The following is a 24,674-nucleotide window of genomic DNA, read 5'->3' as shown; positions in this document are numbered from 1 at the left end:
CCATGACCATTGAAATTCAAGTGCCCGACATTGGTGACTTTGACGGGGTTGAAGTGATCGAAGTGTTGGTGAAAGTGGGTGACACCGTGCAGGCCGAGCAGTCCATCATCACGGTGGAGTCTGACAAAGCCAGCATGGAAATCCCCAGCCCGCAAGCGGGTGTTATCAAGGAATTGAAGGTAAAGCTGGGTGACAAGGTGAAACAAGGCACCTTGATGATGTTGTTAGACCCAGTGTCTGCCTCAGGCTCAACAGCTGAGCCCGCCGCTGTCGAGACAGCCAAAGCGGTAGCGCCTGTTGTTGCCTCAGCGCCTGCGCCAGCGCCAGCCCAGTCGGCGGCACCCGCTGCTGCTGTGGTGGCCCCAGTCTTGTCTACACCCGCCGCCGTGGTTGAAGCCCACGTACCCATGCCCCCATCGGCCAATGCGCCACATGCCAGCCCATCGGTGCGCAAGTTTGCCCGTGAGTTGGGTGTGGACTTGCAAAAGCTGAGCGGCACGGGTCCAAAAGGCCGCATCACGCCCGATGATGTACGCAATTTCGTCAAGGCCGCTGTGGCGGGTGTGTTGGTTGGCGGTGGAACCTCTGGCTCGCCACAACGTGGCGGCGGTGCTGGGCTTGATTTGCTGCCCTGGCCAAAACTGGATTTCGCCAAGTTTGGTGAAACTGAAGAACTGGAACTGTCGCGGATCAAGAAATTGTCAGGCCCCAATTTGCACCGCAATTGGGTCATGATTCCGCACGTCACCCAATTCGACGAAGCCGACATCACCGACCTTGAGAAATTCCGGGTGGACACCAACGCCGCTTTGGCCAAGCAGGGCGTCAAGCTCACCATGCTGGCCTTTGTGATGAAGGCTTGTGTGGCTGTACTTAAGAAATATCCGGCTTTCAACAGTTCTTTGTCCGAAGATGGCAGCAAACTCATCCTGAAGAAATTCTGGAACATTGGTTTTGCTGCAGATACACCGCAGGGTTTGGTGGTGCCTGTGGTCAAGAATGTGGACCAGAAAGGGTTTTCCCAAATTGCGGCCGAGCTGGGTGAATTGTCTGCCCAAGCGCGGGACGGCAAGTTGAAGGGTGGCGACATGCAGGGCGCGACCTTCACCATTTCATCGCTGGGTGGCGTGGGCGGAACCTTGTTTACACCCATCATCAATGCACCCGAAGTGGCCATTTTGGGCTTGTCCAAGTCCGCCATGAAACCGGTGTGGAATGGCAAAGAGTTTACGCCGCGCTTGATGTTGCCGTTGAGCTTGAGTTATGACCACCGTGTGATTGACGGTGCGCAGGCGGCCCGTTTTACCACTGAGCTGGCGGCTGTGTTGGCCGACATGCGCAAAGTGTTGCTGTAAGGGGGCGAACATGAACAAATTGATTGTTCCCGATATCGGGGATTTCGACTCGGTTGAAATCATCGAGGTGTTGGTGAAAGAAGGCGATGTGGTCAGCAAAGAGCAGTCGCTGATCACGGTTGAATCCGACAAAGCCAGCATGGAAATTCCAGCGTCGACGAGCGGAAAAATTACCCGCTTGTTGGTCAAGCTGGGAGACAAGGTCAGCACAGGGTCAGAGATTGCAGAGATTGACGCGGACGCTGGCTCTGCCGACGCGGCCGCGGTGACTGCATCCCAAGCACAGGCACCTGCAGCCACACCGGCGGCTGTTGCAGTAACCGCCCCAGTGCCTGTTGCTGTTTTAGCATCTGCTGCGTCCAGTTATGCGGGCCATGTGGACATCACTTGCGACCTGCTGGTGTTAGGCGCTGGTCCTGGGGGTTATTCGGCTGCATTCCGCAGTGCTGACCTTGGATTGAACACGGTGCTGGTCGAGCGTTACAGCAGCCTGGGCGGCGTTTGCCTGAATGTGGGTTGTATCCCCTCCAAGGCCTTGCTGCACACAGCCCAAGTGCTGGAAGAAGCACAACACATTGGTGAACATGGCATTTCTTTTGCAGCACCCCAGGTTGATTTGGACAAGCTGCGCGCTCACAAGGCGGGTGTGGTGGGCAAGCTGACCAGCGGTTTGGCCGGTATGGCCAAGGCTCGAAAAGTTCAGGTGGTGCAGGGTGTTGGGGAGTTTGCAAGCCCCAATCACCTGACGGTGACCGCCGGTGATGGCAGCCAGAAGGTCATTCAGTTTGCCAAAGCCATTATTGCGGCTGGTTCGCAGCCTGTGCATTTGCCCTTCATTCCCGATGACCCCCGCATCGTGGATTCCACCGGGGCTTTGGAATTGCGGCAAATTCCCAAACGCATGTTGATTGTGGGCGGCGGCATTATCGGGCTTGAAATGGGCACGGTCTATTCCGCGTTGGGTGCCCGTCTGGACGTCGTTGAAATGCTGGATGGCCTGATGCAGGGTGCCGATCGGGATTTGGTGAAGGTTTGGCAAAAACGGAATGCCCCCCGGTTTGATCACATTCTGTTGAAAACCAAGACGGTGGCGGTGGAGGCCAAGCCAGAGGGCATTCTCGTGACCTTCGAAGGTGAGCAGGCCCCCAAAGAGCCACAGTTGTACGACATGGTCTTGGTGTCCGTGGGTCGAACACCGAATGGCAAGAAAATTGGTGCAGAGCATGCTGGTGTGGCGGTGACTGACCGGGGCTTCATCCCGGTGGACAAGCAAATGCGCACCAATGTGCCGCACATATTTGCGATTGGTGACATTGTGGGTCAGCCCATGCTTGCCCACAAGGCGGTGCATGAAGGCCATGTGGCTGCAGAGGCTGCTGCTGGTGAAAAGTCTTTCTTCGATGCACGGGTTATTCCGTCGGTGGCTTACACACACCCCGAAGTGGCCTGGGTTGGGTTAACGGAAGAACAGGCCAAAGACCAAGGCGTCAAAGTCGGCAAAGCGGTATTTCCTTGGGCTGCGTCGGGGCGGGCCATTGCCAACGGCGCAGACGACGGTTTTACGAAGTTGATTTTTGATGAGGCCACGCACAGGGTGCTGGGCGGCGGTATTGTCGGCATGGGTGCTGGCGATCTCATTGGTGAGGTTTGTCTGGCCGTTGAAATGGGGGCCGATGCCACCGATATCGGTAAAACCATTCACCCCCACCCCACGCTGTGCGAGAGTGTGGGCATGGCTGCTGAAGTGTTTGAAGGCCACTGCACGGATTTGCCACCGGCTCGAAAGAAGTAATTCTTTCGGTCGGGACCTTGAACAAGCCATTCCGCGGTGCGGGTGGCTTGCTTTTTTATAGGCTTGCTGGCTTTACAATACAGTTTTAGCGAGGCGACCATGCGATTGATTCTGGCCATATTCTTGCCCCCGGTGTTGTTTTTCACCATTGGTCGCCCATTGGCGGGCTTGATTTGCCTGGTTCTGCAACTCACGCTGATCGGCTGGGTTCCTGCCGCATTGTGGGCGGTGTATGCCTTGAGCCAGTACAAAACAGACCAACGCATCAAAGAAGCCCTGGGTCACCGGGGGTAATGCTTTCCAGGCTCTGCAACCCATCGGGTTGCGCACGCCACTCGGACCGATTGTTCTCATTCATATTCAGCACATTTCATGGACGCACACAGTCTCAAACAGCAAGTGGCCAAAGCCGCGCTTCAATACGTCACACCCAACACCATTTTGGGCGTGGGCACTGGTTCAACCGTGGACTGCTTCATTGATGCACTCGCCGAGGCGGGCATTGCGCTGAAAGGGGCTGTGTCCTCATCGGTGCGTTCAGAGAAAAAACTCCGTGACATCGGCGTGCCCATTGTCGACATGAACGATGTCACGGAACTGTCGGTGTATGTGGACGGTGCCGATGAAATTGACCCCGCCTACCACCTGGTCAAAGGGGGTGGTGGTGCGCTCACCCGAGAAAAAATTGTGGCCGATATTTCCCGCCAGTTTGTGTGCATTGCCGATGCTTCCAAGCTGGTGGATGTATTGGGGCGGTTTCCCTTGCCGGTGGAGGTGCTGCCCATGTCCCAACAGGCGATTGCACGAAAGTTAACCGCGCTGGGTGGTCAGGTGAAGTTGCGGGAAGGGTTCACCACCGACAATGGCAACGTTATTCTGGACGTATCTGGATTGCGCATTACTGACCCTGTGGCGTTGGAACAGACCATCAACCATTGGCCCGGTGTGGTCACCAATGGCCTGTTTGCCCTGCGCAAAGCCGATGTGGTGTTGATCGGTTCGCCCGAAGGCGTCAGGACGCTGCGCTAAGCTCTGCCAACCGCGTTGCAGCGGGCTTTAATCAGCCTTTCAGTAGCCTGAGGCCACACGCTTGGGGTGTTTACACCCCCCAACGCGCGAGAACGTGGCACAATTAAATCGCGTAACGTGTTGCATGTGACAAATTCCTGTCACACGGCTGTGACACAGTATCAGCGTGGCATTCACCCAAAAAATTGCACCCAAGGAAGAGACAATGACTGAACACACCTCCAAACAATACGACGCCGAGCTGGAATCGCTGCGCTCTCGCGTGCTGCAGATGGGTGGTTTGGTTGAGAATCAGATTGTGTCGGCCATCGAAGGATTGGGCGCATCCGACACGAATATTTTCAAGGAAGTGATTCGCCGCGAACAGGAAGTCAACCAGATTGAAATGGAAATCGACGAGCTGTGCAACCACATTCTGGCCCGTCGTCAACCGGCTGCCGTGGACCTGCGCTCGGTGATTGTGGCCATCAAGATGATTCGTGACCTTGAGCGCATTGGTGATGAAGCGGAGAAAGTGGCCCGCATGGGCATGATGATTGCCGATGCAGGCAAGAACTTTGTTCCCAAAGTGGATTTGCACCGCATTTCAAGCAGTGCGATTGCCATGCTGCGCAAGGTGCTGGACGCCTATGCCCGCGTGAATGCGGTGTCGGCGGCTGAAGTGGTGAAAGCGGACCTGGAAGTGGACGATGAGTTCAAGGCCATTTTGCGGCAGCTCATCACCTTCATGATGGAAGACCCACGAACCATCTCGCGCTCAATTGAAATTCTCTTCATCGCCAAGGCGATTGAGCGGATTGGCGATCACTCCAAAAACATGTCGGAGCATGTGGTGTACATGGTCAAAGGCCGGGATGTTCGCCATCGCGGTCCTGAGGCCATTGCCCAGGAAGCGTCTGACGAATAAACAGCAGCGGGGTTGGCCATTGAGGCCACCCACGGCTTACCAGTAGCCGGGTCTGCCCATCATCCACCAGGCGGTAAATACCCGAATGGTTGGGCTAACAGCCATCACCGACAACACGTAGAACACCGCGCACAGGCTTGAGCCGGTGGTCTCGATACCCATCCCAAGAAGAAAAAGGCTGCTGGTCAGCACCGACCAGCGGCGCATGTAGGTGAGCAAATGGCGGCGATGCGCTTTGTTGTGGGCGATCGCAGCGTGGCGTCTGAAGACTTCAGCCTGATTGACATCCTGAAACAACCAGTCGTAGAGCAGGTATTGTGCGAATCTGGATTTGGGCGCCATGTCCACCTCCGGCTAAATTCACCGAGTCAGTGACCAGTATGCGCCCGCTGGGCGGCCCTGAAAAGGCCGCCAATGCAACCCTGGGTGGATCAGTTGGCTGGCGGAACATAGCCCGCGGCTTGTACGTTTCCGTCACCAAAGAAATGCTTGTCCATTTGTTCCATCAGGTATTTGCGGGCGCGCACGTCGGCCAGGCTCAAACGGTTTTCATTGACCAGCATGGTTTGGATTTTCAGCCATTCCTGCCAGGCCTGTTTGGACACGTTTTCAAAAATTTTCTTGCCCAGTTCGCCCGGTGCGGGTGGAAAATCAAGACCTTCGGCTTCTACGCCAAGTTTGATGCAGTGTACGGTGCGTGCCATGTTGACTCCTTGTTACAGCGGCGCGGCTGTTTTTTCATATGTGACAAAATCGAAACCCCACGGCCGCTCGCCAGCCGGTGGGTTGTGTATGCGATGTGTTTCGTGGAACCGTGATTTTGGCCAGGCTGGAAACTGCGCATCGCCCGCGAAATCTGCATGGATCTCGGTCAGTAGAAGCGTGTCTACCCAGCCTTGTTCCACGGCCTGTGCATATAGGTTGCTGCCGCCAATCAAAAAAACTTGGTCAAACGGAGCTAACCATGCCAATGCCTGTTCCAGAGTGCTTGCGACGGCAATGGCTGTTTCCCCGCCAGCGGGCAATGCTTGTGGGGGGTGAATCACCGCACGGGGGCTGCCGTCTTTTGCGGGGGCAGGAGCCCAATCCGTTTGCTGGGTCAGGACCACATTCAAGCGCCCGGGCAATGGGCGGTTGATGGACTCATAGGTTTTTCGACCCATCAGCACAGGGCAGCCCAGTGTGGTTTGCTTGAAATAGGCCAAGTCTTCGGGCAGGTGCCAGGGCAAGCGGTTCTCAATGCCAATGACGCCATTGCGGGCCACGGCTGCGATCAGACTCACTTTCATTACACGGCCACCGGTGCCTTGATGTGGGGGTGGCTCTGGTAATTCACAATGTCGAAGTCCTCAAAGCGGTAGTCAAAAATGCTGTCCGGCTTTCGGTGAATAACCAACTGTGGCAATGGCAATGGTTCCCGCTGCAGTTGAGTGTCAACCTGCTCCATGTGGTTGCTGTAGAGGTGGCAGTCGCCACCGGTCCAAATGAAGTCACCCACGTCCAGGTTGCACTGCTGCGCCACCATGTGGGTGAGCAATGCATAGCTCGCGATGTTGAACGGTACGCCGAGAAAAATGTCGGCACTGCGCTGGTAGAGCTGGCAGCTCAGCTTGCCGTCGGCCACGTAAAACTGAAACAGGGCGTGGCAGGGGGGCAATTTCATGTTGTCAATTTCAGCCACGTTCCAGGCGCTCACGATGTGACGGCGGGAATCCGGGTTGTTGTTGATTTGTTTCATCAACTGCGAAATCTGGTCGATGTGTCGGCCATCGGCGGTGGGCCAACTGCGCCACTGCACACCATACACTGGGCCGAGGTTACCCTGTTCGTCGGCCCATTCATCCCAAATGCTCACCCCGTTTTCTTTCAGGTAGGCAATATTGCTGTCGCCTTTGAGGAACCACAGCAGTTCATGGATGATGGAGCGCAGATGCAGTTTTTTGGTGGTCACCATGGGGAAACCATCTTGCAGATTGAACCGCATCTGGTAACCAAACACCGAGCGTGTGCCTGTACCTGTTCGGTCCATTTTGTCGGTGCCGTGGTCGCGCACGTGGCGCATCAGGTCGAGGTATTGTTTCATGGGCGAAGTCAGCGGTCAGTGAACAGACGATACGTGGGTATACCAATGAATGATTTACCCACCAATGCCTCCAGTTTAACTGTTCAATCCCCCAGTTCGTTCAGGCAAGCAGGTGTTTTTCGGCCTTTTGGTCGATGAACTGCAGCGATGCCAGTTTTGCATACAGGCCTTGTCGCGCCATCAACTCCCGATGGGTGCCCATTTCCACGATTTGTCCTTCGTTCATGACCACAATCCGGTCCGCGGCCATGACGGTGGCCAAGCGGTGGGCAATGATCAATGTGGTACGCCCGTGGCGGGACTGCTCAATGGCCAGCTGCACCAAGCGTTCACTTTCGGCGTCCAGGCTGGCGGTGGCTTCGTCCAGCAGCAGCAGGCCTGCGTTGCGCAAAATAGCCCGTGCAATCGACACCCGCTGACGTTCGCCGCCGCTGAGCCGTACGCCTTTTTCACCCACGGAGGTGTTCAAGCCTTCTGGCAAGCGTGTCACAAACTGAATGGCTGCTGCATCGGTTAAGGCTTGCAGTACATCGGCCTCACTGGCTTGTGGTTTGCCATAGCGCACGTTGTCACCCAAGGTGCCTGAGAACACCACAGCCTCCTGAGACACGTAGGCGCAGTGTTCCCGCCAGCCGGTCACATCCAGATGCTCCAAGGGGGTGTTCTCGATCAGAATCTGGCCGCTGCGAACGTCATACCAGCGCAGCAAGAGGTTGAACAAGGTGGACTTGCCGGCACCCGAGGGGCCTACCACCGCGACAGTTTCACCCCGACGTATGGTCAGGTTGAAGTCACTGAGCACGGATTTGTCCGGGGCTGACGGGTAGGCAAAATCCACGTGGTTGAATTCAATGTGAAAGCCGCCCTGTTGTTGGGGCGAGGGTAGGCCGCGGCTGCGGATCATGGTGTTCAGGTTGAGCAACTCCACCAGGCGCTCTGCAGCGCCCGCGGCACGCTGAAATTCACCCAATACTTCGGATAGTGCGGCAAAACCACCGCCGACAAAAGCTGCGTACATCACGAACTGGGCCAATTCGCCACCGCTCATTTGGCCGTTGGCCACCGCTTTGGCGCCCATCCACAACACCACCACCAAGCCTGCAAAGGCCAAACCGATGGCGACGAACAGCAGGGCTGCCCGGTTGACCGTGCGGTGTTTGGAGGTGGTGTACATGCGCTCAGACGACGCGTTGAATTTGGCAGCCTCCGTGCCTTCCTGATTGAACGCTTGGACGGTGGTGATTTGGTTCAGTACTTCCTGCGCAATGGCGCTGCTGTCGGCTAGCTTGTCCTGACTGGCGCGCGACAAGGTCCGCACGCGGCGGGCCAGCACCACCACGGGCACCATCACGACCACCACCAGTACCAGCACTGCGCCCGACAAGTAGGGGCTCGTCAATACCAACATGACCAAACCGCCGAGGGTGGTCAGGCTGTTGCGCAGTGCAAAAGACAGGCTGCTGCCCACCAATGTTTGAATGAGTGTGGTGTCTGCGGTGAGCCGCGACAGCACTTCACCCACTTTCAGTGTTTCAAAAAATTCAGGCCGTTGAATCAACAGGTGCCCGTACACCCGGTTGCGCAAGTCGGCCGAGATGCGCTCGCCCAGCGTGGTCACCAAATAGAAGCGGCAGGCGGTGGCCACCGCCAGTATGAATACCACCAGCAGAATCAAACCAAAGGCCCGGTTCAGGCCCTCGGGGTGTTGGCCTTGAAGAAAGCCGCTGTCGATGAGCCAGCGAAACAGCATGGGCATGCTCAGTGACATGGCGGAGCCTGTGAGCAGCGCTGCCAGCGCTGCGCCAGCCCATGCTTTGTGGGGTTTCAGCAGGCTGGTCAGCGTATTCCCCAGTGTTTTAAACCGGTTGGCAGGCAAGGAGATCGGTGCGGTGGTCTGGTTCATGATTGGGGCTTACAAGGTCATGGGCCGATCATACCCGGTCATTTCGAGGTATCCATGCCCCCATCGTTGTCTGCCCGTGGTTTCTACCGTCACGGCACCTTCCCAATACAGTGTGCCAGTGCTGGTGCGGGCATCCAGTTCCTGGTCGGGCATCATGGGTTTCACATGGAAGCGTTGCCTGTCCAGAATCAACACCTGTTCGACGGGGTAAACCACGCCTGTGCGGGGTGATGTCCAGCTTTGCAAGGTTTGAAATTCCACTGTGTTAAAGGTGTGTACCTGGCCTTGCGCGTTGCGCAGTGCAGCATGGGTCCAGATGGGCTTTACCATTTTTCCAGGCACTGGTTTTGGGCGGATTTGAAACGCCATCAGCGATTCACCCGCTGTGCCTTGCAGCCCAACCCAGTCCCAACCCTGCGCATCGGGTGCCAGCACCGTGCTGGACCATTCATGGTCCATCCAGAAACTGCCTTCCACTGGCAGTGTCTTGCCATCCACTTGAACAGTGCCGCTGCTTTTCAAGTGGGGTAGGGTGATGTAGTAACTGGACTGGGTTTCACCGGGCCCTTTGCGTGAGTATCCGTTGTTGCCTTGAAACCAAGGCGTTTGGGTTTGTGCCATTTGAAGCATGAGGCTCATTTCTTGAGCCTGAATGTGACACTGCCATGCATCACCGTTCTGGCTGGACAAGGTCCAGCCTGGCATTTGCAGGTCCAGCACTTTGGCTGGTGTGTTTCGAATGGCTGACAGCCCCGAGCCCGCCCTGCGTATGGTTTGTGCGTGTACCAAGTGGCCTTGGCTGGGCATGGCAACGGCTGCATGTGCAAACAACAATTGGCTGGGATTGAACCGGCTTGGGTTGTCGACATCCACCTCGGGCGACGAGCGGAAGAAGGTGATTTGCAGGCCCAGTGGGCTTGCCAAACCGGGGCTGTTGAACCAACCGGTGAAATACCACCATTCGGTTCGAAAACCGGGATGTGGGCCGTGGTCTCGGGGTAGTTGGGGAGTCAGGTCGGCACGGGGCTGGTCGTACAGTCGGTTGGCCCTGCCCAGGGCCGGGTTTGCAAGCGGTACTGTCACGCCGGCAGCCGCCAAAAACTGCAAACAGGTACGCCTGTTCATCATCATGACCAGTCCTCTTTGAGTTGCATCAGCAATTGGTGTTGCAAATGGCTGCGCAGCGCCAGGGTGACCGTCAAGGTTGACATCACCATCAACACTGCCACCATGACCAGCAAATCCCGCCAAGGGGTAAACCATTCCATGGTCCAGTGAAAGGACTGTGGGTTGACCACGAAGACCAAAATAGCCGCAAATGACAAGCCGATTGCCAAGCCCATGCCTGCGGCCAGTGCACTGGACAGTAACGCTTCACGCACCAGCAGTCTTACCAATAGTTTGCGTGTAGCCCCCATGGCACCGAGCAATGCAAATTCGCGTCGCCGTTGCAAGGCCATGGCTGAAAAGGTGGTGCCCACACCAAACAGGCCGATCACCACAGCAGCCACTTCCAGCAAGTAGGTCACCGCAAAACTGCGGTCAAAAATCGCGAGGCTTGCTTGCCTGATCTCGCCCGGTTCGGCGAAGGTATACCGCGCTGATTCACCGGTGTTGACCAGTTGGGCTGTCAGGTTTTTTACAATGGTTTGAGGCGTTGTGCCTGCGCTGGGCCAGATGGCGCCTTGCGTGTCTCGCAGTGGGTTGTTGTTCTGTGTCGCCAGGCGCATGACCTGCGCCTTGGGTACCACGATGGCGCCGTGCTGGCGGGAATAGTCTCGCCACACACCCATCACCTGCGCGTTCAGTTGTAGCCCACCGTCCAGGTGCAAAGTGAAGGTACTGCCATTGTGCAATCGGTAAATATCCACCATGGGCTCACTGACCCACACCGGAATGTGGTCTGTTTTCAAGGCTGGGTGTTGAGCACCGATCAGGGGCAAGCGCTGGTCGGCTTGGGTCATGTCCAAGGGTCGAACAATTAACTCCACCGGTGGGCGCAGCGGGTCCAACACCATACTTTGGCTACCCCAAAACTCGGCGCGTTCAACACCTGCTGCATGCTGGATGAGTGTTTGCAGGTTTGGGGAAATAGACTGTGATTGCACATCGATTACTTTCATGTAAAGCGGTGCGGGCAGCACCTGGTTCAGCCACACATCCAGCGACTGGCGAAAACTGAAAATCATGACATGCATGGCCACCACCAGGGCAAAACTGGCTACCACACCCGACAGACCCACACTGAGCAAATTGGGTGTACTGGCCAGCCGAGAACGGGCCAATTGCCCGAGTGTGTGAAGTGCTTCGGGTGGACGCACAAACAACCGCACTGCCAAGCCCAACAATGCGATGCCACCAAACAGCCCCAGTGCCACCGCCAAATAACCACCCACGGGAATGTTGCCCACAGGCGGAATCCAAAGGCAGGCCACCGCCAGCGCACACAGGGCCAAGCCCAGCCAATGCGCCCGGTTGGCAAACCGAAGCCCCGCCTCTTCAGTGCCAGCCCGCATGCGCTGCGCAATCGCCATCTGGGCAGTGTGTTGAGACGGTGCCAGTCCGCCCAGCAGGGTGGCCAGCAGACCAAAGCCCATAAAGAGCAGGGCATCCAGGGGCTGCACTGTCAGTGCATGACTCGCCGTGTTGAAATAGCCAGCCCCCAGGTCTACTCCAAGTTTTTCAACCACCCCTTGGGCCAGACCAACCCCCAGTGCAACCCCAAGGATTGAGCCCACCAGGCCACACACGGCGCTTTCGAACAGCACCTGTAGTCGCAGCCGAGTGACAGATGTTCCCATGGCCGCCAGCAAAGCCCATTGGCGGGACCGTTGCGCCACGGCCAGCATCTGTGTTGAAAAGCTTAAAAAGCCACCCGTGAGAAGCGCCACCATCGCCAGAATGGACAGATTGGCCCGATATGCCTGCGAAACAGCGGCGCCACGGGTGGACTGTTCACGGGGTGTTTCAAACCGACCGACAGCTGAAAAGGTTTTGGCATGCGCTGCCATAAAGGCGTCCACTCGCACACCTTCCTGTAACTTGATGTCCACACGGGATATCTTGCCGATGGCGCCCAGCTTCCACTGCAGGGCCGCGATGTCGGACATGGCCAACAGTTGGCCGCTACCAGCAGCGGGTAAACTGCCGGCAATCATCCAGCGCACGGGTTTTCCGTTCATGTCGGCCAGCACAACGGGGCTTCGCTGGCTTTTTTGCGCATGGGCTTGCTGGTGAAGAGCCTCACGCAAACTGGCGCTGATAAATACGGTGTTGCTGGCAATCAGTGGTATTTCACCGCGTGTTGGTGCAGCGGCACTGCTGTCGACTTGGCCCACCAAGTTGGGCGTGATGGCTGCGGATTGAAACACATCCAGCCCCAGCCAACGCACCGTTTGATTCAAACCTTCCAAACGCACGCGCTGGTCAATCACGGGTGCTGCCGTGTGCACCTCGGGCAGTTCCGCGATGGTCTCCAACAGGGTGTCGGGCAGCCACTGGTTGTGGGGCAGCAGTTGAACATCCGCTTGCCCCGAAAACTGTTGAACACCCTGGTTGAACTGCGCCAAAGCTTCTTGGTGAATGAGGTGCACGGCCAGCCCCAGGCCCACGCCCACGGCAATGGACAATGTGGTGATTAACCATTTCACTGGTTGATCCCGCATAGCACCTTGCAACAGCAGAAGCATCAATCGCAAACGCGGCCCAAAGCCCTTCACGTTCAGCCTCCAGCCAAGCGGTGTTGGGTGAGATTCAGTTTGCGCTGCAAGCGGCCAGCGGCACGTTCGGAGTGCGTGACCATGACCAAGGCGCAGCCTTGTTGTTTGCAAGCGTCCAGCAGAACCGTCAATACATTGTCCGCATTGTCTTCGTCCAGGTTACCGGTGGGTTCATCCGCCAGCAGCAATGGCGGAGTCAAAGCAAGAGCCCGGGCAATCGCCACACGCTGCTGTTCGCCACCCGACAGTTCACGGGGGTAGCGCGATGTTTTGTCTGCCACACCCACCAGTTCCAGCAAGCGCATGCAGTGAGCCTCGTCGGGTGTTTTCCCTGCCAGTAAGAATGGCAACTCAACATTCTGACGTGCGGTGAGGTGGGGCATCAGGTAGTAGGCCTGAAATACCAGGCCCACATGCTCAAGCCGTCTGGCAGCTTGCTGATTGGCTGACCAGTGCTGAATGTTCTCGCCTTGCCACAACACATCACCGCTGTCGGCGCTGTCCAGACCCGCCATGAGGTGGAGCAGGGTGGACTTTCCAGAGCCTGATTCACCCACGACAGCCAGTGTTTCACCGGCCTGCAACTGCAAGCTGACATCCGAAAAAAGTTGGGCACCCCCCAATGACTTGCCCAGGTGCTGCACTTCCAGTGGCAGGTTGTTTAGCGGCTGCGGATGCTGCATGTCAGCGCCTTCAAGGTGATTACTCGGCCATGCCGCTGACGACGGTGCTGTACCCAGCATCCACATAGGTAATTTCGGCAGTCACTCCCCGTGCAAGGTCAGACAGCAAAAATGCCGCCACATTGCCCACATCCTGAATGGTCACATTGCGACGCAAAGGCGCAGCCTCCTCCACGGCATGCAGAATTTTGCTGAACCCTTTAATGCCGCTAGCCGCCAGGGTCTTGATGGGGCCAGCCGAAATGCCATTGACCCGAATGCCGCGTGGACCCAGGCTTTCAGCGAGGTATCGCACGGAAGCTTCCAGTGACGCCTTGGCCAAGCCCATGGTGTTGTAGTTGGGAACAGTTTTGACCGCACCCAGGTAACTCAATGTGAGCAGCGCGCCTTCTCGACCCTGCATCATGGGATAGGCAGCTTTGGCCAGCGCCGGGAAACTGTAGGCAGAAATGTCGTGCGCGATTTTAAAAGCCTCCCGAGAGATGCCTTCTAGGAAATCCCCCGCGATGGCTTCACGGGGTGCAAATCCGATGGCATGCACCAAGCCATCCAAACCATCCCAGTGTTTGGCCAAGTCTACAAACAGTTGGTCAATTTGGGCGTCTTCTGCCACATCCAGCGGGAAAGTCAGTGAGGAACCGAATTCGGCCGCCATGTCTTTCACGCGCTGCTCAAAACGTTCGTTTTGAAAGGTGAAAGCCAGTTCTGCACCTTGAGCCTTGCAGGATTCGGCAATGCCATATGCGATGGACCGGTTGGACAACAGGCCTGTAATGAGAATTTTTTTACCAGCGAGAAAACCCACGTTGCTTGCTCCTGAGAGAGGACATCCTGTGATTGAATTGTCCCGCTATTATAGGCGCGGCAGGCTTCGTGGGTTTGGTTTGTGCGGCGTTTCAGGGTGTCCGCACCGGCTTGCCTTGCAGCCGGGCGGGCTTGTTGATGGTTTTCAAGTGGGGGCCCCACTCAATCGGTGCAAGGTGCTCCAAAAACTGTCGTGCGCATTCGGCCCAGGTAAAGGTGCCTGCATGTGCCCGGGGAACGGACCTTCGGATGTGCAATGCAGCCAGTGCGGCTGTTCTCAGGTTGTCGTCCAATACACCCGCTCCGGACTGGCCTACCACGTCGATCGGTCCATTGACTGGAAAGGCTGCCACCGGGCATCCACAGGCCATGGCCTCCAGCAATACCAGCCCAAACGTGTCGGTTTTGCTTGGGAACACAAACACATCGGCCTGCCGATAAATTTCTGCCAGAGCAGCATGGTTTTGCATGCCAAACCAGCGTACATCGGGATGTTGTTTTTCCAGTTGTTTTTTGGCTGGCCCGTCCCCGGCCACCCACTTTTCCCCGGGCAAATCCAGGCTTAAAAAGGCCTCCAGATTTTTTTCGACTGCAACGCGGCCAGCGTATAAAAAAGCGGGTCGTTCAATCACCAGTGACTGCAGTGTTTTCAGAATCTCCACCTGCACCGGGTCATCTTCATGGGAGGCATCGGGGTTGTAGGCCAGGTTCCGTGCGGCTTGGCTGGGTTCAGGGTTGAAGCGGCTCAAGTCCACGCCACGTTGCCACAACACGCAGTTGGTCAGGCCGCGTTCACGCAGCGTATCAATCACACTTTGCGTGGGCACCATGACATTTCTGCTGGCGCCATGAAACCAGCGCAGCACGCGTGCGGTGAAGCGAATGGGTATGCCAGTCCGCGCCTTTACATATTCCGGAAACTGGGTGTGGTAAGCCGTGGTAAACGGCAACCGACGGGCTCGTGCGATGAGCCGCATCGCCAAGCCAATCGGACCCTCGGTCACAATGTGAATGGCTTGGGGCTTAAATTCGTCGATCGCCTTGCGAACACCCGCCCAAGGCCACACTGCCAAGCGAATTTCAGGGTAAGTGGGGCAGGGTACAGTCTTGAAAAACCCAGGGTGGATGACTTGCACTTCATGTCCCTGACTTTTGAGCTGCAAGCACAGTTGGGTCAATGTTTGCACCACACCGTTGATTTGAGGTGCCCAGGCATCGGTGGCGATTAAAATCCGCATTGGAATCTCCTTCAGAGGTGGCAATCCAGCCGGTTCACACCGTTTCAGCAGTCTGCGTTGCTGGTGATGCAAGCCGCTTGATCACGGGGTCCCTGTGTGGCCAGTGCACAATCTCCAAGGTGCCGCAGGGTTTTTCGACCAGGGCGGTGAGGCTTTCTACCCAGTCGCCATCATTGCAATACAACAGACCATCGACCTGTTTGATTTCTGCTTTGTGGATGTGCCCACAAACCACACCGTCGTAGCCTTGCTGCTTGGCTTCGTGAATCAACGCATTCTCGAATTCAAGAATGAAATTCACCGCGTTCTTCACTTGGTGTTTCAGGTATTGTGACAGCGACCAATAGGGGTAACCCAATCGAATCCGGATGTTGTTCAACACCCGGTTCAGCATGAGCGCAACGTTGTACAGGGTGTCGCCCAGGTAAGCCAGCCATTTGGCGTAGCGCACCACTTGGTCGAACTCATCGCCATGCACCACCCACAGGCGTTTGCCATCTGCCGTGGTGTGCACATCACGCTCCAGAATGGGAATGTCGCCAAAGGTCATTCCGCAAAATTGCCGCGCCGCCTCGTCGTGATTGCCGGGTATGAAGACCACGCGGGTGCCTTTTCTGGCCTTTCGAAGCACTTTTTGAATCACGTCATTGTGTGACTGTGGCCAATACCAGCCCTTGCGCAGCTGCCATCCGTCAATAATGTCGCCCACCAGGTACAGCGTGTCGCTCTCATTGTGCTTTAAAAAATTCAGCAGGGCATCTGCTTGGCAGCCTGGGGTGCCCAGGTGAATGTCTGAAATCCAGATGGTGCGGTAGTGCTGGTCTTTGCCACCGGTGTCGTTGAGCATGGTCTCTGTCTGTTTTGTCATCATGCAACGCATTACACGCGCGGGGTTTGACTGGCCTGTGACAAATTTGTGATTCTTTTTTTACAGTGATCCGGTGGGGCTGCGCATCACCTGGGCAGGATGACTTGCAATTGCCTGGGCTTTCTCTTATAGTTCGCCCACTCATTGGGGAGTAGCCGCCTTTCGATTGAAAAGGGCTGGTGTCAACACACTTGGTACCGAACTTGACCGTTCGACCATGGCACCCGCGGTCGCGATGTACACAGCGCTGTACGGCACGCACTTGGCAAGACCTTTGACGACTTCGCAGCCTGGTATGGCCCGGGTAGGCGAGGGAGTCATTGCGTTTACTCCGGGCCAGGAACTCTTCCATGTCATCCGCACTGCTTGTATCCACCGGCGTTATTGCCCTGGCCGAAATCGGCGATAAAACCCAATTGCTGGCATTTTTGTTGGCCACCAAATTCAAAAAACCCTGGCCCATTGTGTTGGGCATTCTGGCCGCGACGCTCATCAACCATGGTTTGGCTGGTGCGGTGGGCGCCTGGGTTACTGCCAGTGTTGGCCCGGACATCTTGCGCTGGGTGTTGGGTATTTCATTTCTGGGGATGGCTGTGTGGACCCTGGTTCCAGACCAAATTGAGAACGAGGAAGCTCAACTGGCCAGCAAATTCGGCGTGTTTGGTGCCACGTTCGTCACCTTCTTTTTGGCGGAAATGGGCGACAAAACCCAAATTGCGACAGTGGCCATGGCGGCGCACTATTCAGACGTGTTCATGGTGGTGGCTGGCACCACCCTGGGCATGTTGATTGCTGATGTACCCGCCGTGTTTGCTGGCGACAGGCTCGCCAGCAAGATCCCGATGAAGTTGGTTCACGGCGTTGCAGCTGCATTGTTTGCAGCCTTGGGCCTTGCGACCTTGTTGGGTGCTGGTGGGCGGTTTGGGTTTTAACGCGCTTCCAGGCTCTTGGGCAACCACCAGGTGAAGCCATACAACAAAGTCTTGGACACCACTTCCATGGTGGGCAGGTTTTTGCCGCGCAGGCGCAGGAATGCAATGGGCAGTTCCAGCGTGTGCGCGACCAGCAACAGCGCTGCCAAAATCAGGAAAATAGGCATGACCAAGCTCATCAGCATGTAGGCGGGTACAACAATCCAGAAGCCGTTCATGACTTTGCGCATGGATTCAAATGATTGGGGTGTCACTTTCATGGTGAGTCTGTCTCTCAGTGCGGTTGGTGATGTTTTTTGTATTGTGACAATAGGTCTTGTCAAAACTAATGTCAAGCCCGTTCCCAGCGCGCATTGACTTTCCGGTGTTCTGTTGTACAATCGCACCTCTTTCAGCGCAGGCGCGTAGCTCAGTTGGTTAGAGCACCACCTTGACATGGTGGGGGTCGTTGGTTCGAGTCCAATCGCGCCTACCACAACCTGATCCGGAATCACGTTGTGGCCTGATGGTAAAATGAAAGTGCGGCGGCTGAATTCGTCGCACTTTTTTTTTGCTCCAATCACTGCGCACCACAGCACATTGCAAGGGAAGTACTATGCCTGTCATCCGCCTGCCTGACGGATCCGAACGCGTTTTCGACAAACCTGTAACCGTGGCCGATGTGGCCATGAGCATTGGCCCCGGACTGGCCAAAGCGGCCCTTGGGGGTTATGTCGATGGCAAACAGGTGGACACCTCTCACACCATCACGCAGGACGCCAGCCTGGCCATCATCACCGAGAAAGATGATGCCGGGCTTGATCTGATTCGCCATTCCACAGCCCACTTGTTGGCCTACGCGGTGAAAAGCCTGTACCCGTCCGCCCAGGTCACCATTGGCCCGGTCATTGAAGACGGCTTTTACTATGATTTTTCCTACGAGCGGCCATTCACACCTGAAGATCTTGAGGCCATCGAGAAGAAGATGCTGGAACTGGCCAAGCTGGATGAAGTGGTCGTCCGGGAAGAATGGGACCGCGATCAGGCTGTGATGTTTTTCAAGGGCTTGGGGGAGCATTACAAGGCCGAAATCATTGCCAGCATTCCCACCAACGAGAAAATCTCCCTGTACCGAGAAGGCGATTTTATTGACCTGTGCCGTGGTCCGCACGTTCCATCCACCGGCAAACTAAAACATTTCAAGCTGATGAAAGTGGCGGGTGCCTACTGGCGTGGCGATTCCAACAATGAAATGCTGACCCGCATTTACGGCACCGCCTGGACCAAAAAAGAAGACCTGGCTGCCTACCTGCACCGCCTTGAAGAGGCCGAAAAGCGCGACCACCGAAAACTGGGCAAGCAGCTGGACCTGTTTCACATGCAGGACGAAGCGCCCGGCTTGGTGTTTTGGCACCCCAAGGGCTGGACCATTTGGCAGCAAGTGGAGCAGTACATGCGCAACGTATATCTGGACGGTGGCTACCAGGAAATCCGCTGTCCGCAGATTCTGGACCGCAAGTTGTGGGAAAAGTCGGGCCATTGGGCCAACTACAAAGAAAACATGTTCACCACCGAGTCGGAAAAGCGGGATTACGCGCTCAAACCCATGAACTGCCCCGGCCACATCGAAGTATTCAAGAGTGACTTGCGTTCTTATCGCGATTTGCCGCTGCGCTATGGTGAGTTCGGTGCCTGTCATCGCAACGAAAGCTCGGGCGCCCTGCACGGCATCATGCGGGTGCGTGGCTTCACCCAGGACGACGGTCACATTTTCTGCACGGAAGACCAGGTGCGTGACGAGGTCACCCTGTTTAACCAGGTGGCAATGAGGGTATACGCCGACTTTGGGTTCAGTGACATTGCCGTGAAGCTGGCCTTGCGGCCAGAAGCCCGCTTGGGCAGCGACGAAACCTGGGACAAAGCCGAAAACTCACTGCGGGATGCGTTGCGTGCGTGCGGCGTGGAATGGACGGAGTTGCCGGGAGAAGGCGCATTCTATGGTCCCAAAATTGAATACCACATGAAAGATAGCCTGGGCCGCTCGTGGCAGTGCGGCACCATCCAGGTGGATTTCCAGTTGCCAGGCCGGTTGGGCGCCGAATATGTTGCGGAAGACAACAGCCGCCGCACGCCCGTGATGCTTCACCGAGCCATCGTGGGTTCCATGGAACGCTTTATCGGTATTTTGATTGAAAACCACGCAGGGGCCATGCCCGTGTGGTTGTCGCCAGTGCAGGTGGTGGTGGCAACCATCACCGATGCGCACAATGAATATGCTCACACTGTGGTGCAAATGTTGAAGAAACAAGGCATTAGAGTCCAGGCCGATTTGCGTAACGAAAAGATCAATCGTAAAATCCGGGAGCAAACGCTTCAGAAGGTTCCGTATATTGCCGTGATTGGCGATCAGGAACGCGATTCTGGACAAGTTGCCGTGCGCCTGCGCGGTAACGACAACCTGGGTTCCATGCCAGTGGCCGAATTTGCACAACGCATTCTCGGCGACATTGCGGCCAGAACCTGAATTTTTATCTGACTTAAAAGAGGCACAACATCGTCGCGGAAAAGAAACATCGCACCAATGGGGAAATTCGCATTCCTGAGGTGCGTCTCATCGGAGTAGAAGGTGAGCAGCTGGGCATCGTTAAAACACTGGACGCCATTCGCATGGCCGAAGAAAACGATGTGGATTTGGTGGAAATAGCACCCCAGGCGGTGCCACCGGTGGCCAAGCTCATGGATTACGGCAAGTTCCGTTATCAAGAGCAGAAAAAGGCGCAGGAAGCCAAGTCCAAGCAGAAGCAGGTTCAAATCAAGGAAATCAAGTTCCGTCCTGGTACGGATGACGGCGACTACCAGGTAAAGCTGCGCAGCTTGACGCGTTTCCTGGAAGAAGGCGACAAGTGCAAGGTCACCTTGCGTTTTCGTGGCCGTGAAATGGCCCACCAGGAACTGGGCGCACGCCTGCTGGAACGTGTGCGGGCAGACCTGGAGGAATTGGGCACTGTGGAGCAAATGCCCAAGTTGGAAGGTCGCCAAATGGTCATGATGATCGGTCCGAAGAAGAAATAAGCGAATTCGGAGCCCTTCTGGGTGCTCCGCGTCTTGTGTAAATCGGCAGGTTCACGCTATAATCGTGGGCTTGCCGAATTTTTTTGGCAAGTAGTTTGCGCAACAGGTCTTAAAAGTATTTCAAATCAATGTGTTGAAATCACCTGCACGCACTCATTAGGAGCACCCAGATGCCCAAGATGAAGACCAAAAAGAGCGCCTCCAAGCGTTTCTTGGTCCGCTCCAGCGGATCGATCAAGCGTGGTCACGCCTTCAAGCGACACATCCTGACCAAGAAAACCACCAAGAGCAAACGTCAGCTCCGTGGTATGGAAACCGTGCATGCTTCCGACATCGGCCGCATTCGCGACATGATGCCTTACGCATAATTGAAGGAGTGAACTATGCCTCGCGTTAAACGTGGTGTTACGGCCCGTGCCCGTCACAAGAAAGTAATCGCGCAAGCCAAAGGCTTTCGCGGTCGTCGCAACAATGTATTCCGCATCGCCAAACAGGCGGTGATGCGTGCTGGTCAATATGCTTACCGTGACCGTCGCAACAAAAAGCGCGTGTTCCGCGCCCTGTGGATCACCCGCATCAACGCGGCTGTCCGCGAGCACGGCATCACCTACAGTGTGTTCATCAATGGCCTGAAAAAAGCAGCCATCGGTTTGGACCGCAAAGTGTTGGCTGACCTGGCCGTGACCGACAAGGCCGCATTTGCTGCCATCGTCGCACAGGTTCGCGCTGCTCAGGCTTAACGCCGAGTCGTCGCTGTCAGTAAAAACGGGGCCCTCGGGCCCCGTTTGTCGTTTCTGCACAGTACAATCTAAGGCTTCACTCAAAGCCGTTCCTCACACGCCAACACACCATGGATGCTTCGCTGCTCGCCATATTGACCGAGGCCAATTCGGCCATGTCACAAGCCTCAGACCCTGCTGCGCTTGAAAATATCAAAGCCCAGTTTTTGGGCAAGCAGGGCAAGGTGACTGAGCTGTTGAAGGGCATGGCAGCACTCAGCCCCGAGGAGAAAAAGACTCGGGGGGCGGAGATTAACCAGTTGAAGCAACAGGTGGAAGCCGTGTTGAATGCACGTCGCGAAGCCCTGGCCGACGCTGCCCTGCAAGTCAAGTTACAAGCTCAGGCGATTGATGTGACCAAGCCGGGTCGCAGCCGCGGAGTGGGTGGCTTGCATCCAGCCATGCGCACCCTGGAACGCATTGAAGAAATATTTACCTCCATTGGCTTCGATCTGGCCGATGGACCAGAAATCGAGACTGATTTTCACAACTTCACGGCGCTGAACACACCGGAAAATCACCCGGCCCGTTCCATGCATGACACTTTTTATGTGGAAGGTGGCAACCTGTTGCGCACCCACACCTCGCCCATGCAAGTGCGCTACATGCAAACCAGCAAGCCGCCCATTCGCATTATTGCGCCGGGGCGCGTGTACCGTGTGGACAGCGACGCTACTCACTCGCCCATGTTCCACCAGGTGGAGGGCTTGTGGATTGACGAGGGTGTTAGCTTTGCCGACTTGAAGGCGGTGTTCATCGACTTTCTGAAAACCTTTTTTGAAACCGACGACCTGACCATTCGGTTTCGCCCGTCCTTTTTCCCGTTTACAGAGCCTTCAGCCGAGATCGACATGGCTTTCACCAGTGGCCCCAACAAGGGCAAATGGCTGGAAATTGCCGGCTCCGGGCAAGTGCACCCCAACGTGCTGCGTCATGTGGGCATCGATCCCGAAAAGTACACAGGCTTCGCCTTTGGCGTTGGCCCAGACCGATTGACCATGCTGCGCTACGGCATCAACGACCTGCGCTTGTTTTACGAAAACGACATTCGTTTTCTGCAGCAATTCAACTGATTACCGCTTGGACGAGCAACAATGCAATTCACAGAATCCTGGTTGAAATCCCTGGTCAATACCGACCTTGACACGCAGGCTTTGGGCGAGAAGCTCACCATGGCCGGTTTGGAAGTGGAAGAGCTGGAGCCGCTGACGCCTGAGTTTTCAGGCGTGGTGGTTGGCTTGGTGGTCAAGAAGGACAAACACCCTGACGCAGACCGCTTGAGCGTGTGTCAAGTGCAGGTGGGCGAGGGCGATGTGCGTCAAATCGTGTGCGGTGCACCCAATGTGGCCGAGGGCCTGAAAGTGCCGTGCGCCTTGCCTGGTGCAGTGTTGCCGGGGGGCTTTAATATCAAGCCCACCAAAATGCGCGGTGTTGAAAGTGGTGGCATGTTGTGTTCAGGCAAAGAGCTGGGCATTCCCAGCGACGTGGATGGTTTGCACATTCTGGACACCAGCCTGCCAGTGGGAGGCAACGTGCGTGACTTGCTGGGTTTGAACGAAATGAAGTTCACCCTGAAGATGACCCCCAACCGTGCCGACTGCTTGAGCGTGTGGGGGGTTGCCCGCGAAGTGGCCGCACTCACCGGCGCAACACTCAACCCACCCGCATTCACACCGGTGGCGGCTGCCATTGGCGATACCCTGCCGGTTACCGTTGAAAACACCGACCTGTGCGGTCGCTTCGCGGGCCGTGTCATTCGAGGCGTGAACAACGCGGTGAAAACACCGCAGTGGATGGTTGAGCGGCTCGAGGGTGCCGGGCAGCGCAGCCTGAGCCCGCTGGTGGACATTTCCAATTATGTGATGCTGGAGCTGGGGCGCCCAAGCCATGTGTTCGACCTGGACAAAGTGCAGGGCGGTCTCACCGTGCGCTGGGCCCGTGAAGGTGAGCAACTGACATTGCTCAATGAGATGACCGTTACGCTGAACCCGCGTTTTGGCGTGATTTGCGACGCGCAGGGGCCCGAGGCCTTGGCTGGCATCATGGGTGGGAACCACACCGCTGTGAATGAGGCCACCACCAACATTTTTGTTGAAGCCGCTTTTTGGCACCCGGATGCCATCGTGGGGCGGGCACGGGAGTTCAATTTCTCGTCCGATGCGTCCCATCGCTTTGAGCGCGGTGTGGATTTTCAGAGCATTCCTGAGCACCTGGAGCGCATCACCTCGCTGATTCTTGAGATTTGTGGTGGCCAAGCCGGGCCAGTGCAGGACCAAGTGTTGAGCTTGCCCTTGCGACAGCCCGTGACGCTTCGCCATGCCCGGGCCGAAAGCGTGATCGGGATGCCGTTTACAACCGAACAGATTCAGACAGTATTCCGCCAGTTGGGCTTTGTCTTCGGCCTTGAGGGGCAGGGCGCCGATTTGCGTTACGTGGTTACACCACCCAGTTACCGATTCGACATCGAGATTGAAGAAGACTTGATTGAAGAAGTGATCCGCGTGGTGGGCTATGACAGCCTGCCCCTGCGTGCGCCCCTGGGCAAGCTCAGCATGTTGCCGGCCCCGGAAAGCAAGCTGAGCCGCCATGCCATTCGCCGGCAGGTGGCAGCCATGGGCTATCAAGAAGTGGTGAGCTATAGCTTTACGCCCGAGCAGTGGGAAACCGATTTCAATGCCAACACCGACCCTGTGCGCTTGCTCAACCCGATTGCCAGCCATTTGAGCGTGATGCGATCCACGTTGTTGGGAAGTCTGACCGGTGTGCTCAAACACAACCTGGGGCACCGTGTGGACCGACTGCGTGTGTTTGAAGTGGCCCGTGTGTTCGAGAAAAATGCCAAGGTGGGCAATGGCCCTCAAACTGTTGCGGGCTTCATGCAAACCTGGAAATTGGGTGGGCTGGCTTATGGCTTGGCCGACCAATTGCAATGGGGCGCTTCCAACAACCGTTTGCTGGATTTTTTCGATATCAAAGGTGACGTGGAGCAGTTGCTGGCTGGCAAAAAGGTGGAATTCAAGGCTTTCGAAGCCAACACGCCCCACCCAGCCTTACACCCAGGGCGCAGTGCCCAGGTGTTGGTGAATAACCGTGTGGTTGGGTTTGTGGGTGAGTTGCACCCCAAATTGGCCCATGCGCAGGACCTGCCCTTGGCGCCAATGGTGTTTGAGTTGCTGCTGGATGGTTTGAATACTCGAAAACTGCCTGCCTACACGGACATTTCCAAGCAACCGGCCGTGGTGCGAGACCTGGCTTTTGTTGTGGATCAGCAGGTGCGTGCTGCCGACCTGAAAAAAGCACTGACAGATGCCAAAGAAGGCAACCAGGGCTGGGTGAAATCGGTTATCCTTTTCGATGAATTTGTGCCGAAAGACGAAGGTAAGGGTCTGAAAGCAAATGAGAAAAGTTTGGCGTTCCGCTTGACCCTGCAGGCCAGCGACCGAAGCCTGACTGACGCTGACATTGAACCCCTGTTGAACCACATGATTGAACTGGCTGGCCAGCGTTGTGCAGCCCGTTTGCGCTGATTAT

The 24,674-nt window shown here is 56.3% G+C and carries 24 protein-coding genes, 1 tRNA gene and 1 riboswitch; of the genes, 13 read left to right on the top strand and 12 right to left on the bottom strand.

What is annotated here, in order from left to right:
• Positions 1-2 precede the first annotated feature (2 nt).
• The 5 genes from aceF (at position 3) to phoU (ending at position 5,083) form a co-directional block, all read left to right on the top strand.
• Positions 3-1,355: a dihydrolipoyllysine-residue acetyltransferase gene (gene aceF, locus NQT62_RS11875; RefSeq protein ID WP_256764934.1), complete on the top strand. Its 1,353-nt coding sequence runs from the start codon at positions 3-5 to the stop codon at positions 1,353-1,355.
• A 10-nt stretch (positions 1,356-1,365) separates the two neighbouring features.
• Positions 1,366-3,147 (top strand): dihydrolipoyl dehydrogenase, encoded by a 1,782-nt coding sequence (lpdA, locus tag NQT62_RS11870; RefSeq protein ID WP_256764933.1) that lies wholly within the window; start codon positions 1,366-1,368, stop codon positions 3,145-3,147.
• Between the two features lie 99 nt (positions 3,148-3,246).
• Entirely contained in the window at positions 3,247-3,441 is a 195-nt protein-coding gene (locus tag NQT62_RS11865) for a YqaE/Pmp3 family membrane protein (protein WP_256764932.1), read from the top strand.
• Positions 3,442-3,519: 78 nt separating this feature from the next.
• A complete protein-coding gene (rpiA, locus tag NQT62_RS11860) occupies positions 3,520-4,176 on the top strand; it encodes a ribose-5-phosphate isomerase RpiA (protein ID WP_256764931.1) in 657 nt (218 codons plus the stop codon).
• A gap of 205 nt (positions 4,177-4,381) precedes the next feature.
• Positions 4,382-5,083: a phosphate signaling complex protein PhoU gene (phoU, locus tag NQT62_RS11855; RefSeq protein ID WP_256764930.1), complete on the top strand. Its 702-nt coding sequence runs from the start codon at positions 4,382-4,384 to the stop codon at positions 5,081-5,083.
• Between the two features lie 36 nt (positions 5,084-5,119).
• Here phoU and NQT62_RS11850 read toward each other — a convergent pair whose 3' ends face one another.
• The 11 genes from NQT62_RS11850 to NQT62_RS11800 all read right to left on the bottom strand — a co-directional run bounded on the left by NQT62_RS11850 (position 5,120) and on the right by NQT62_RS11800 (position 16,384).
• Positions 5,120-5,425, bottom strand: a complete 306-nt coding sequence (locus NQT62_RS11850) for a hypothetical protein (RefSeq protein WP_256764929.1) — start codon at positions 5,423-5,425, stop codon at positions 5,120-5,122.
• A gap of 89 nt (positions 5,426-5,514) precedes the next feature.
• Positions 5,515-5,787: an oxidative damage protection protein gene (locus NQT62_RS11845; RefSeq protein ID WP_256764928.1), complete on the bottom strand. Its 273-nt coding sequence runs from the start codon at positions 5,785-5,787 to the stop codon at positions 5,515-5,517.
• A gap of 12 nt (positions 5,788-5,799) precedes the next feature.
• Positions 5,800-6,372, bottom strand: a complete 573-nt coding sequence (locus tag NQT62_RS11840; protein WP_256764927.1) for a dihydrofolate reductase — start codon at positions 6,370-6,372, stop codon at positions 5,800-5,802.
• Positions 6,372-7,166, bottom strand: a complete 795-nt coding sequence (gene thyA / locus NQT62_RS11835) for a thymidylate synthase (RefSeq protein ID WP_256764926.1) — start codon at positions 7,164-7,166, stop codon at positions 6,372-6,374. The genes NQT62_RS11840 and thyA overlap by 1 nt, the downstream gene beginning before the upstream one ends.
• 100 nt (positions 7,167-7,266) lie before the next feature.
• On the bottom strand, positions 7,267-9,069 hold the full coding sequence (locus tag NQT62_RS11830) for an ABC transporter transmembrane domain-containing protein (RefSeq protein ID WP_256764925.1): 1,803 nt from the start codon (positions 9,067-9,069) through the stop codon (positions 7,267-7,269).
• Between the two features lie 9 nt (positions 9,070-9,078).
• Positions 9,079-10,200, bottom strand: a complete 1,122-nt coding sequence (locus tag NQT62_RS11825; RefSeq protein WP_256764924.1) for a lipocalin-like domain-containing protein — start codon at positions 10,198-10,200, stop codon at positions 9,079-9,081.
• Positions 10,197-12,734 (bottom strand): FtsX-like permease family protein, encoded by a 2,538-nt coding sequence (locus NQT62_RS11820; protein ID WP_256764923.1) that lies wholly within the window; start codon positions 12,732-12,734, stop codon positions 10,197-10,199. The genes NQT62_RS11825 and NQT62_RS11820 overlap by 4 nt, the downstream gene beginning before the upstream one ends.
• Before the next feature lie 56 nt (positions 12,735-12,790).
• Positions 12,791-13,471, bottom strand: a complete 681-nt coding sequence (locus tag NQT62_RS11815) for an ABC transporter ATP-binding protein (protein WP_256764922.1) — start codon at positions 13,469-13,471, stop codon at positions 12,791-12,793.
• A gap of 19 nt (positions 13,472-13,490) precedes the next feature.
• The gene (fabI, locus tag NQT62_RS11810; protein ID WP_256764921.1) at positions 13,491-14,276 is read right to left on the bottom strand and encodes an enoyl-ACP reductase FabI; all 786 of its coding nucleotides are present in this window, start codon (positions 14,274-14,276) and stop codon (positions 13,491-13,493) included.
• A 91-nt stretch (positions 14,277-14,367) separates the two neighbouring features.
• Positions 14,368-15,513, bottom strand: a complete 1,146-nt coding sequence (locus tag NQT62_RS11805; RefSeq protein ID WP_256764920.1) for a glycosyltransferase family 4 protein — start codon at positions 15,511-15,513, stop codon at positions 14,368-14,370.
• A gap of 34 nt (positions 15,514-15,547) precedes the next feature.
• Positions 15,548-16,384, bottom strand: coding sequence for a UDP-2,3-diacylglucosamine diphosphatase (locus tag NQT62_RS11800; protein WP_256764919.1), 837 nt, complete (start codon positions 16,382-16,384; stop codon positions 15,548-15,550).
• 131 nt (positions 16,385-16,515) lie between these two features.
• A riboswitch (yybP-ykoY riboswitch) is annotated at positions 16,516-16,727 on the top strand.
• Positions 16,728-16,731: 4 nt separating this feature from the next.
• Between NQT62_RS11800 and NQT62_RS11795 the strand changes: the two genes are divergently transcribed.
• Entirely contained in the window at positions 16,732-17,313 is a 582-nt protein-coding gene (locus NQT62_RS11795; RefSeq protein ID WP_256764918.1) for a TMEM165/GDT1 family protein, read from the top strand.
• Here NQT62_RS11795 and NQT62_RS11790 read toward each other — a convergent pair.
• Entirely contained in the window at positions 17,310-17,573 is a 264-nt protein-coding gene (locus tag NQT62_RS11790; protein ID WP_256764917.1) for a hypothetical protein, read from the bottom strand. The two genes, NQT62_RS11795 and NQT62_RS11790, sit on opposite strands and share 4 nt — an antisense overlap.
• A 138-nt stretch (positions 17,574-17,711) precedes the next feature.
• On the opposite strand from NQT62_RS11790, the gene NQT62_RS11785 reads away from it, so the two are divergent.
• The 7 genes from NQT62_RS11785 to pheT all read left to right on the top strand — a co-directional run bounded on the left by NQT62_RS11785 (position 17,712) and on the right by pheT (position 24,670).
• Positions 17,712-17,788, top strand: a tRNA-Val gene (locus NQT62_RS11785).
• Between the two features lie 120 nt (positions 17,789-17,908).
• The gene (thrS, locus tag NQT62_RS11780; RefSeq protein ID WP_256764916.1) at positions 17,909-19,816 is read left to right on the top strand and encodes a threonine--tRNA ligase; all 1,908 of its coding nucleotides are present in this window, start codon (positions 17,909-17,911) and stop codon (positions 19,814-19,816) included.
• A gap of 29 nt (positions 19,817-19,845) precedes the next feature.
• Positions 19,846-20,364 carry a translation initiation factor IF-3 gene (infC, locus tag NQT62_RS11775; RefSeq protein WP_256765187.1) on the top strand — a complete coding sequence of 173 codons (519 nt, stop codon included), beginning with the start codon at positions 19,846-19,848 and terminating at the stop codon, positions 20,362-20,364.
• 170 nt (positions 20,365-20,534) lie between these two features.
• Complete coding sequence (gene rpmI / locus NQT62_RS11770) at positions 20,535-20,732, top strand: 50S ribosomal protein L35 (protein WP_256764915.1); 198 nt, start codon at positions 20,535-20,537, stop codon at positions 20,730-20,732.
• A 15-nt stretch (positions 20,733-20,747) separates the two neighbouring features.
• Positions 20,748-21,104, top strand: coding sequence for a 50S ribosomal protein L20 (rplT, locus tag NQT62_RS11765; protein ID WP_256764914.1), 357 nt, complete (start codon positions 20,748-20,750; stop codon positions 21,102-21,104).
• 155 nt (positions 21,105-21,259) lie between these two features.
• Positions 21,260-22,216 (top strand): phenylalanine--tRNA ligase subunit alpha, encoded by a 957-nt coding sequence (gene pheS / locus NQT62_RS11760; RefSeq protein WP_370569186.1) that lies wholly within the window; start codon positions 21,260-21,262, stop codon positions 22,214-22,216.
• 21 nt (positions 22,217-22,237) lie between these two features.
• Positions 22,238-24,670, top strand: coding sequence for a phenylalanine--tRNA ligase subunit beta (gene pheT, locus NQT62_RS11755; protein ID WP_256764912.1), 2,433 nt, complete (start codon positions 22,238-22,240; stop codon positions 24,668-24,670).
• Positions 24,671-24,674: the final 4 nt, after the last annotated feature.

Source organism: Limnobacter humi, from assembly GCF_024518835.1.
Taxonomy (GTDB): Bacteria; Pseudomonadota; Gammaproteobacteria; order Burkholderiales; family Burkholderiaceae_B; genus Limnobacter; species Limnobacter humi.
Note: the sequence above shows the minus strand (reverse complement) of the source record. Positions and strands in the feature narration are given on the sequence as shown.

Bases quoted from the DNA above. Each gene is read 5' to 3' on its own strand.
- aceF (WP_256764934.1), top strand. From the start codon at position 3: ATGACCATTGAAATTCAAGTGCCCGACATTGGTGACTTTGACGGGGTT.
- lpdA (WP_256764933.1), top strand. From the start codon at position 1,366: ATGAACAAATTGATTGTTCCCGATATCGGGGATTTCGACTCGGTTGAA.
- NQT62_RS11865 (WP_256764932.1), top strand. From the start codon at position 3,247: ATGCGATTGATTCTGGCCATATTCTTGCCCCCGGTGTTGTTTTTCACC.
- rpiA (WP_256764931.1), top strand. From the start codon at position 3,520: ATGGACGCACACAGTCTCAAACAGCAAGTGGCCAAAGCCGCGCTTCAA.
- phoU (WP_256764930.1), top strand. From the start codon at position 4,382: ATGACTGAACACACCTCCAAACAATACGACGCCGAGCTGGAATCGCTG.
- NQT62_RS11850 (WP_256764929.1), bottom strand. From the start codon at position 5,425: ATGGCGCCCAAATCCAGATTCGCACAATACCTGCTCTACGACTGGTTG.
- NQT62_RS11845 (WP_256764928.1), bottom strand. From the start codon at position 5,787: ATGGCACGCACCGTACACTGCATCAAACTTGGCGTAGAAGCCGAAGGT.
- NQT62_RS11840 (WP_256764927.1), bottom strand. From the start codon at position 6,372: ATGAAAGTGAGTCTGATCGCAGCCGTGGCCCGCAATGGCGTCATTGGC.
- thyA (WP_256764926.1), bottom strand. From the start codon at position 7,166: ATGAAACAATACCTCGACCTGATGCGCCACGTGCGCGACCACGGCACC.
- NQT62_RS11830 (WP_256764925.1), bottom strand. From the start codon at position 9,069: ATGAACCAGACCACCGCACCGATCTCCTTGCCTGCCAACCGGTTTAAA.
- NQT62_RS11825 (WP_256764924.1), bottom strand. From the start codon at position 10,200: ATGATGATGAACAGGCGTACCTGTTTGCAGTTTTTGGCGGCTGCCGGC.
- NQT62_RS11820 (WP_256764923.1), bottom strand. From the start codon at position 12,734: ATGCGGGATCAACCAGTGAAATGGTTAATCACCACATTGTCCATTGCC.
- NQT62_RS11815 (WP_256764922.1), bottom strand. From the start codon at position 13,471: ATGCAGCATCCGCAGCCGCTAAACAACCTGCCACTGGAAGTGCAGCAC.
- NQT62_RS11805 (WP_256764920.1), bottom strand. From the start codon at position 15,513: ATGCGGATTTTAATCGCCACCGATGCCTGGGCACCTCAAATCAACGGT.
- NQT62_RS11800 (WP_256764919.1), bottom strand. From the start codon at position 16,384: ATGATGACAAAACAGACAGAGACCATGCTCAACGACACCGGTGGCAAA.
- NQT62_RS11795 (WP_256764918.1), top strand. From the start codon at position 16,732: ATGTCATCCGCACTGCTTGTATCCACCGGCGTTATTGCCCTGGCCGAA.
- NQT62_RS11790 (WP_256764917.1), bottom strand. From the start codon at position 17,573: ATGAAAGTGACACCCCAATCATTTGAATCCATGCGCAAAGTCATGAAC.
- thrS (WP_256764916.1), top strand. From the start codon at position 17,909: ATGCCTGTCATCCGCCTGCCTGACGGATCCGAACGCGTTTTCGACAAA.
- rpmI (WP_256764915.1), top strand. From the start codon at position 20,535: ATGCCCAAGATGAAGACCAAAAAGAGCGCCTCCAAGCGTTTCTTGGTC.
- rplT (WP_256764914.1), top strand. From the start codon at position 20,748: ATGCCTCGCGTTAAACGTGGTGTTACGGCCCGTGCCCGTCACAAGAAA.
- pheS (WP_370569186.1), top strand. From the start codon at position 21,260: ATGTCACAAGCCTCAGACCCTGCTGCGCTTGAAAATATCAAAGCCCAG.
- pheT (WP_256764912.1), top strand. From the start codon at position 22,238: ATGCAATTCACAGAATCCTGGTTGAAATCCCTGGTCAATACCGACCTT.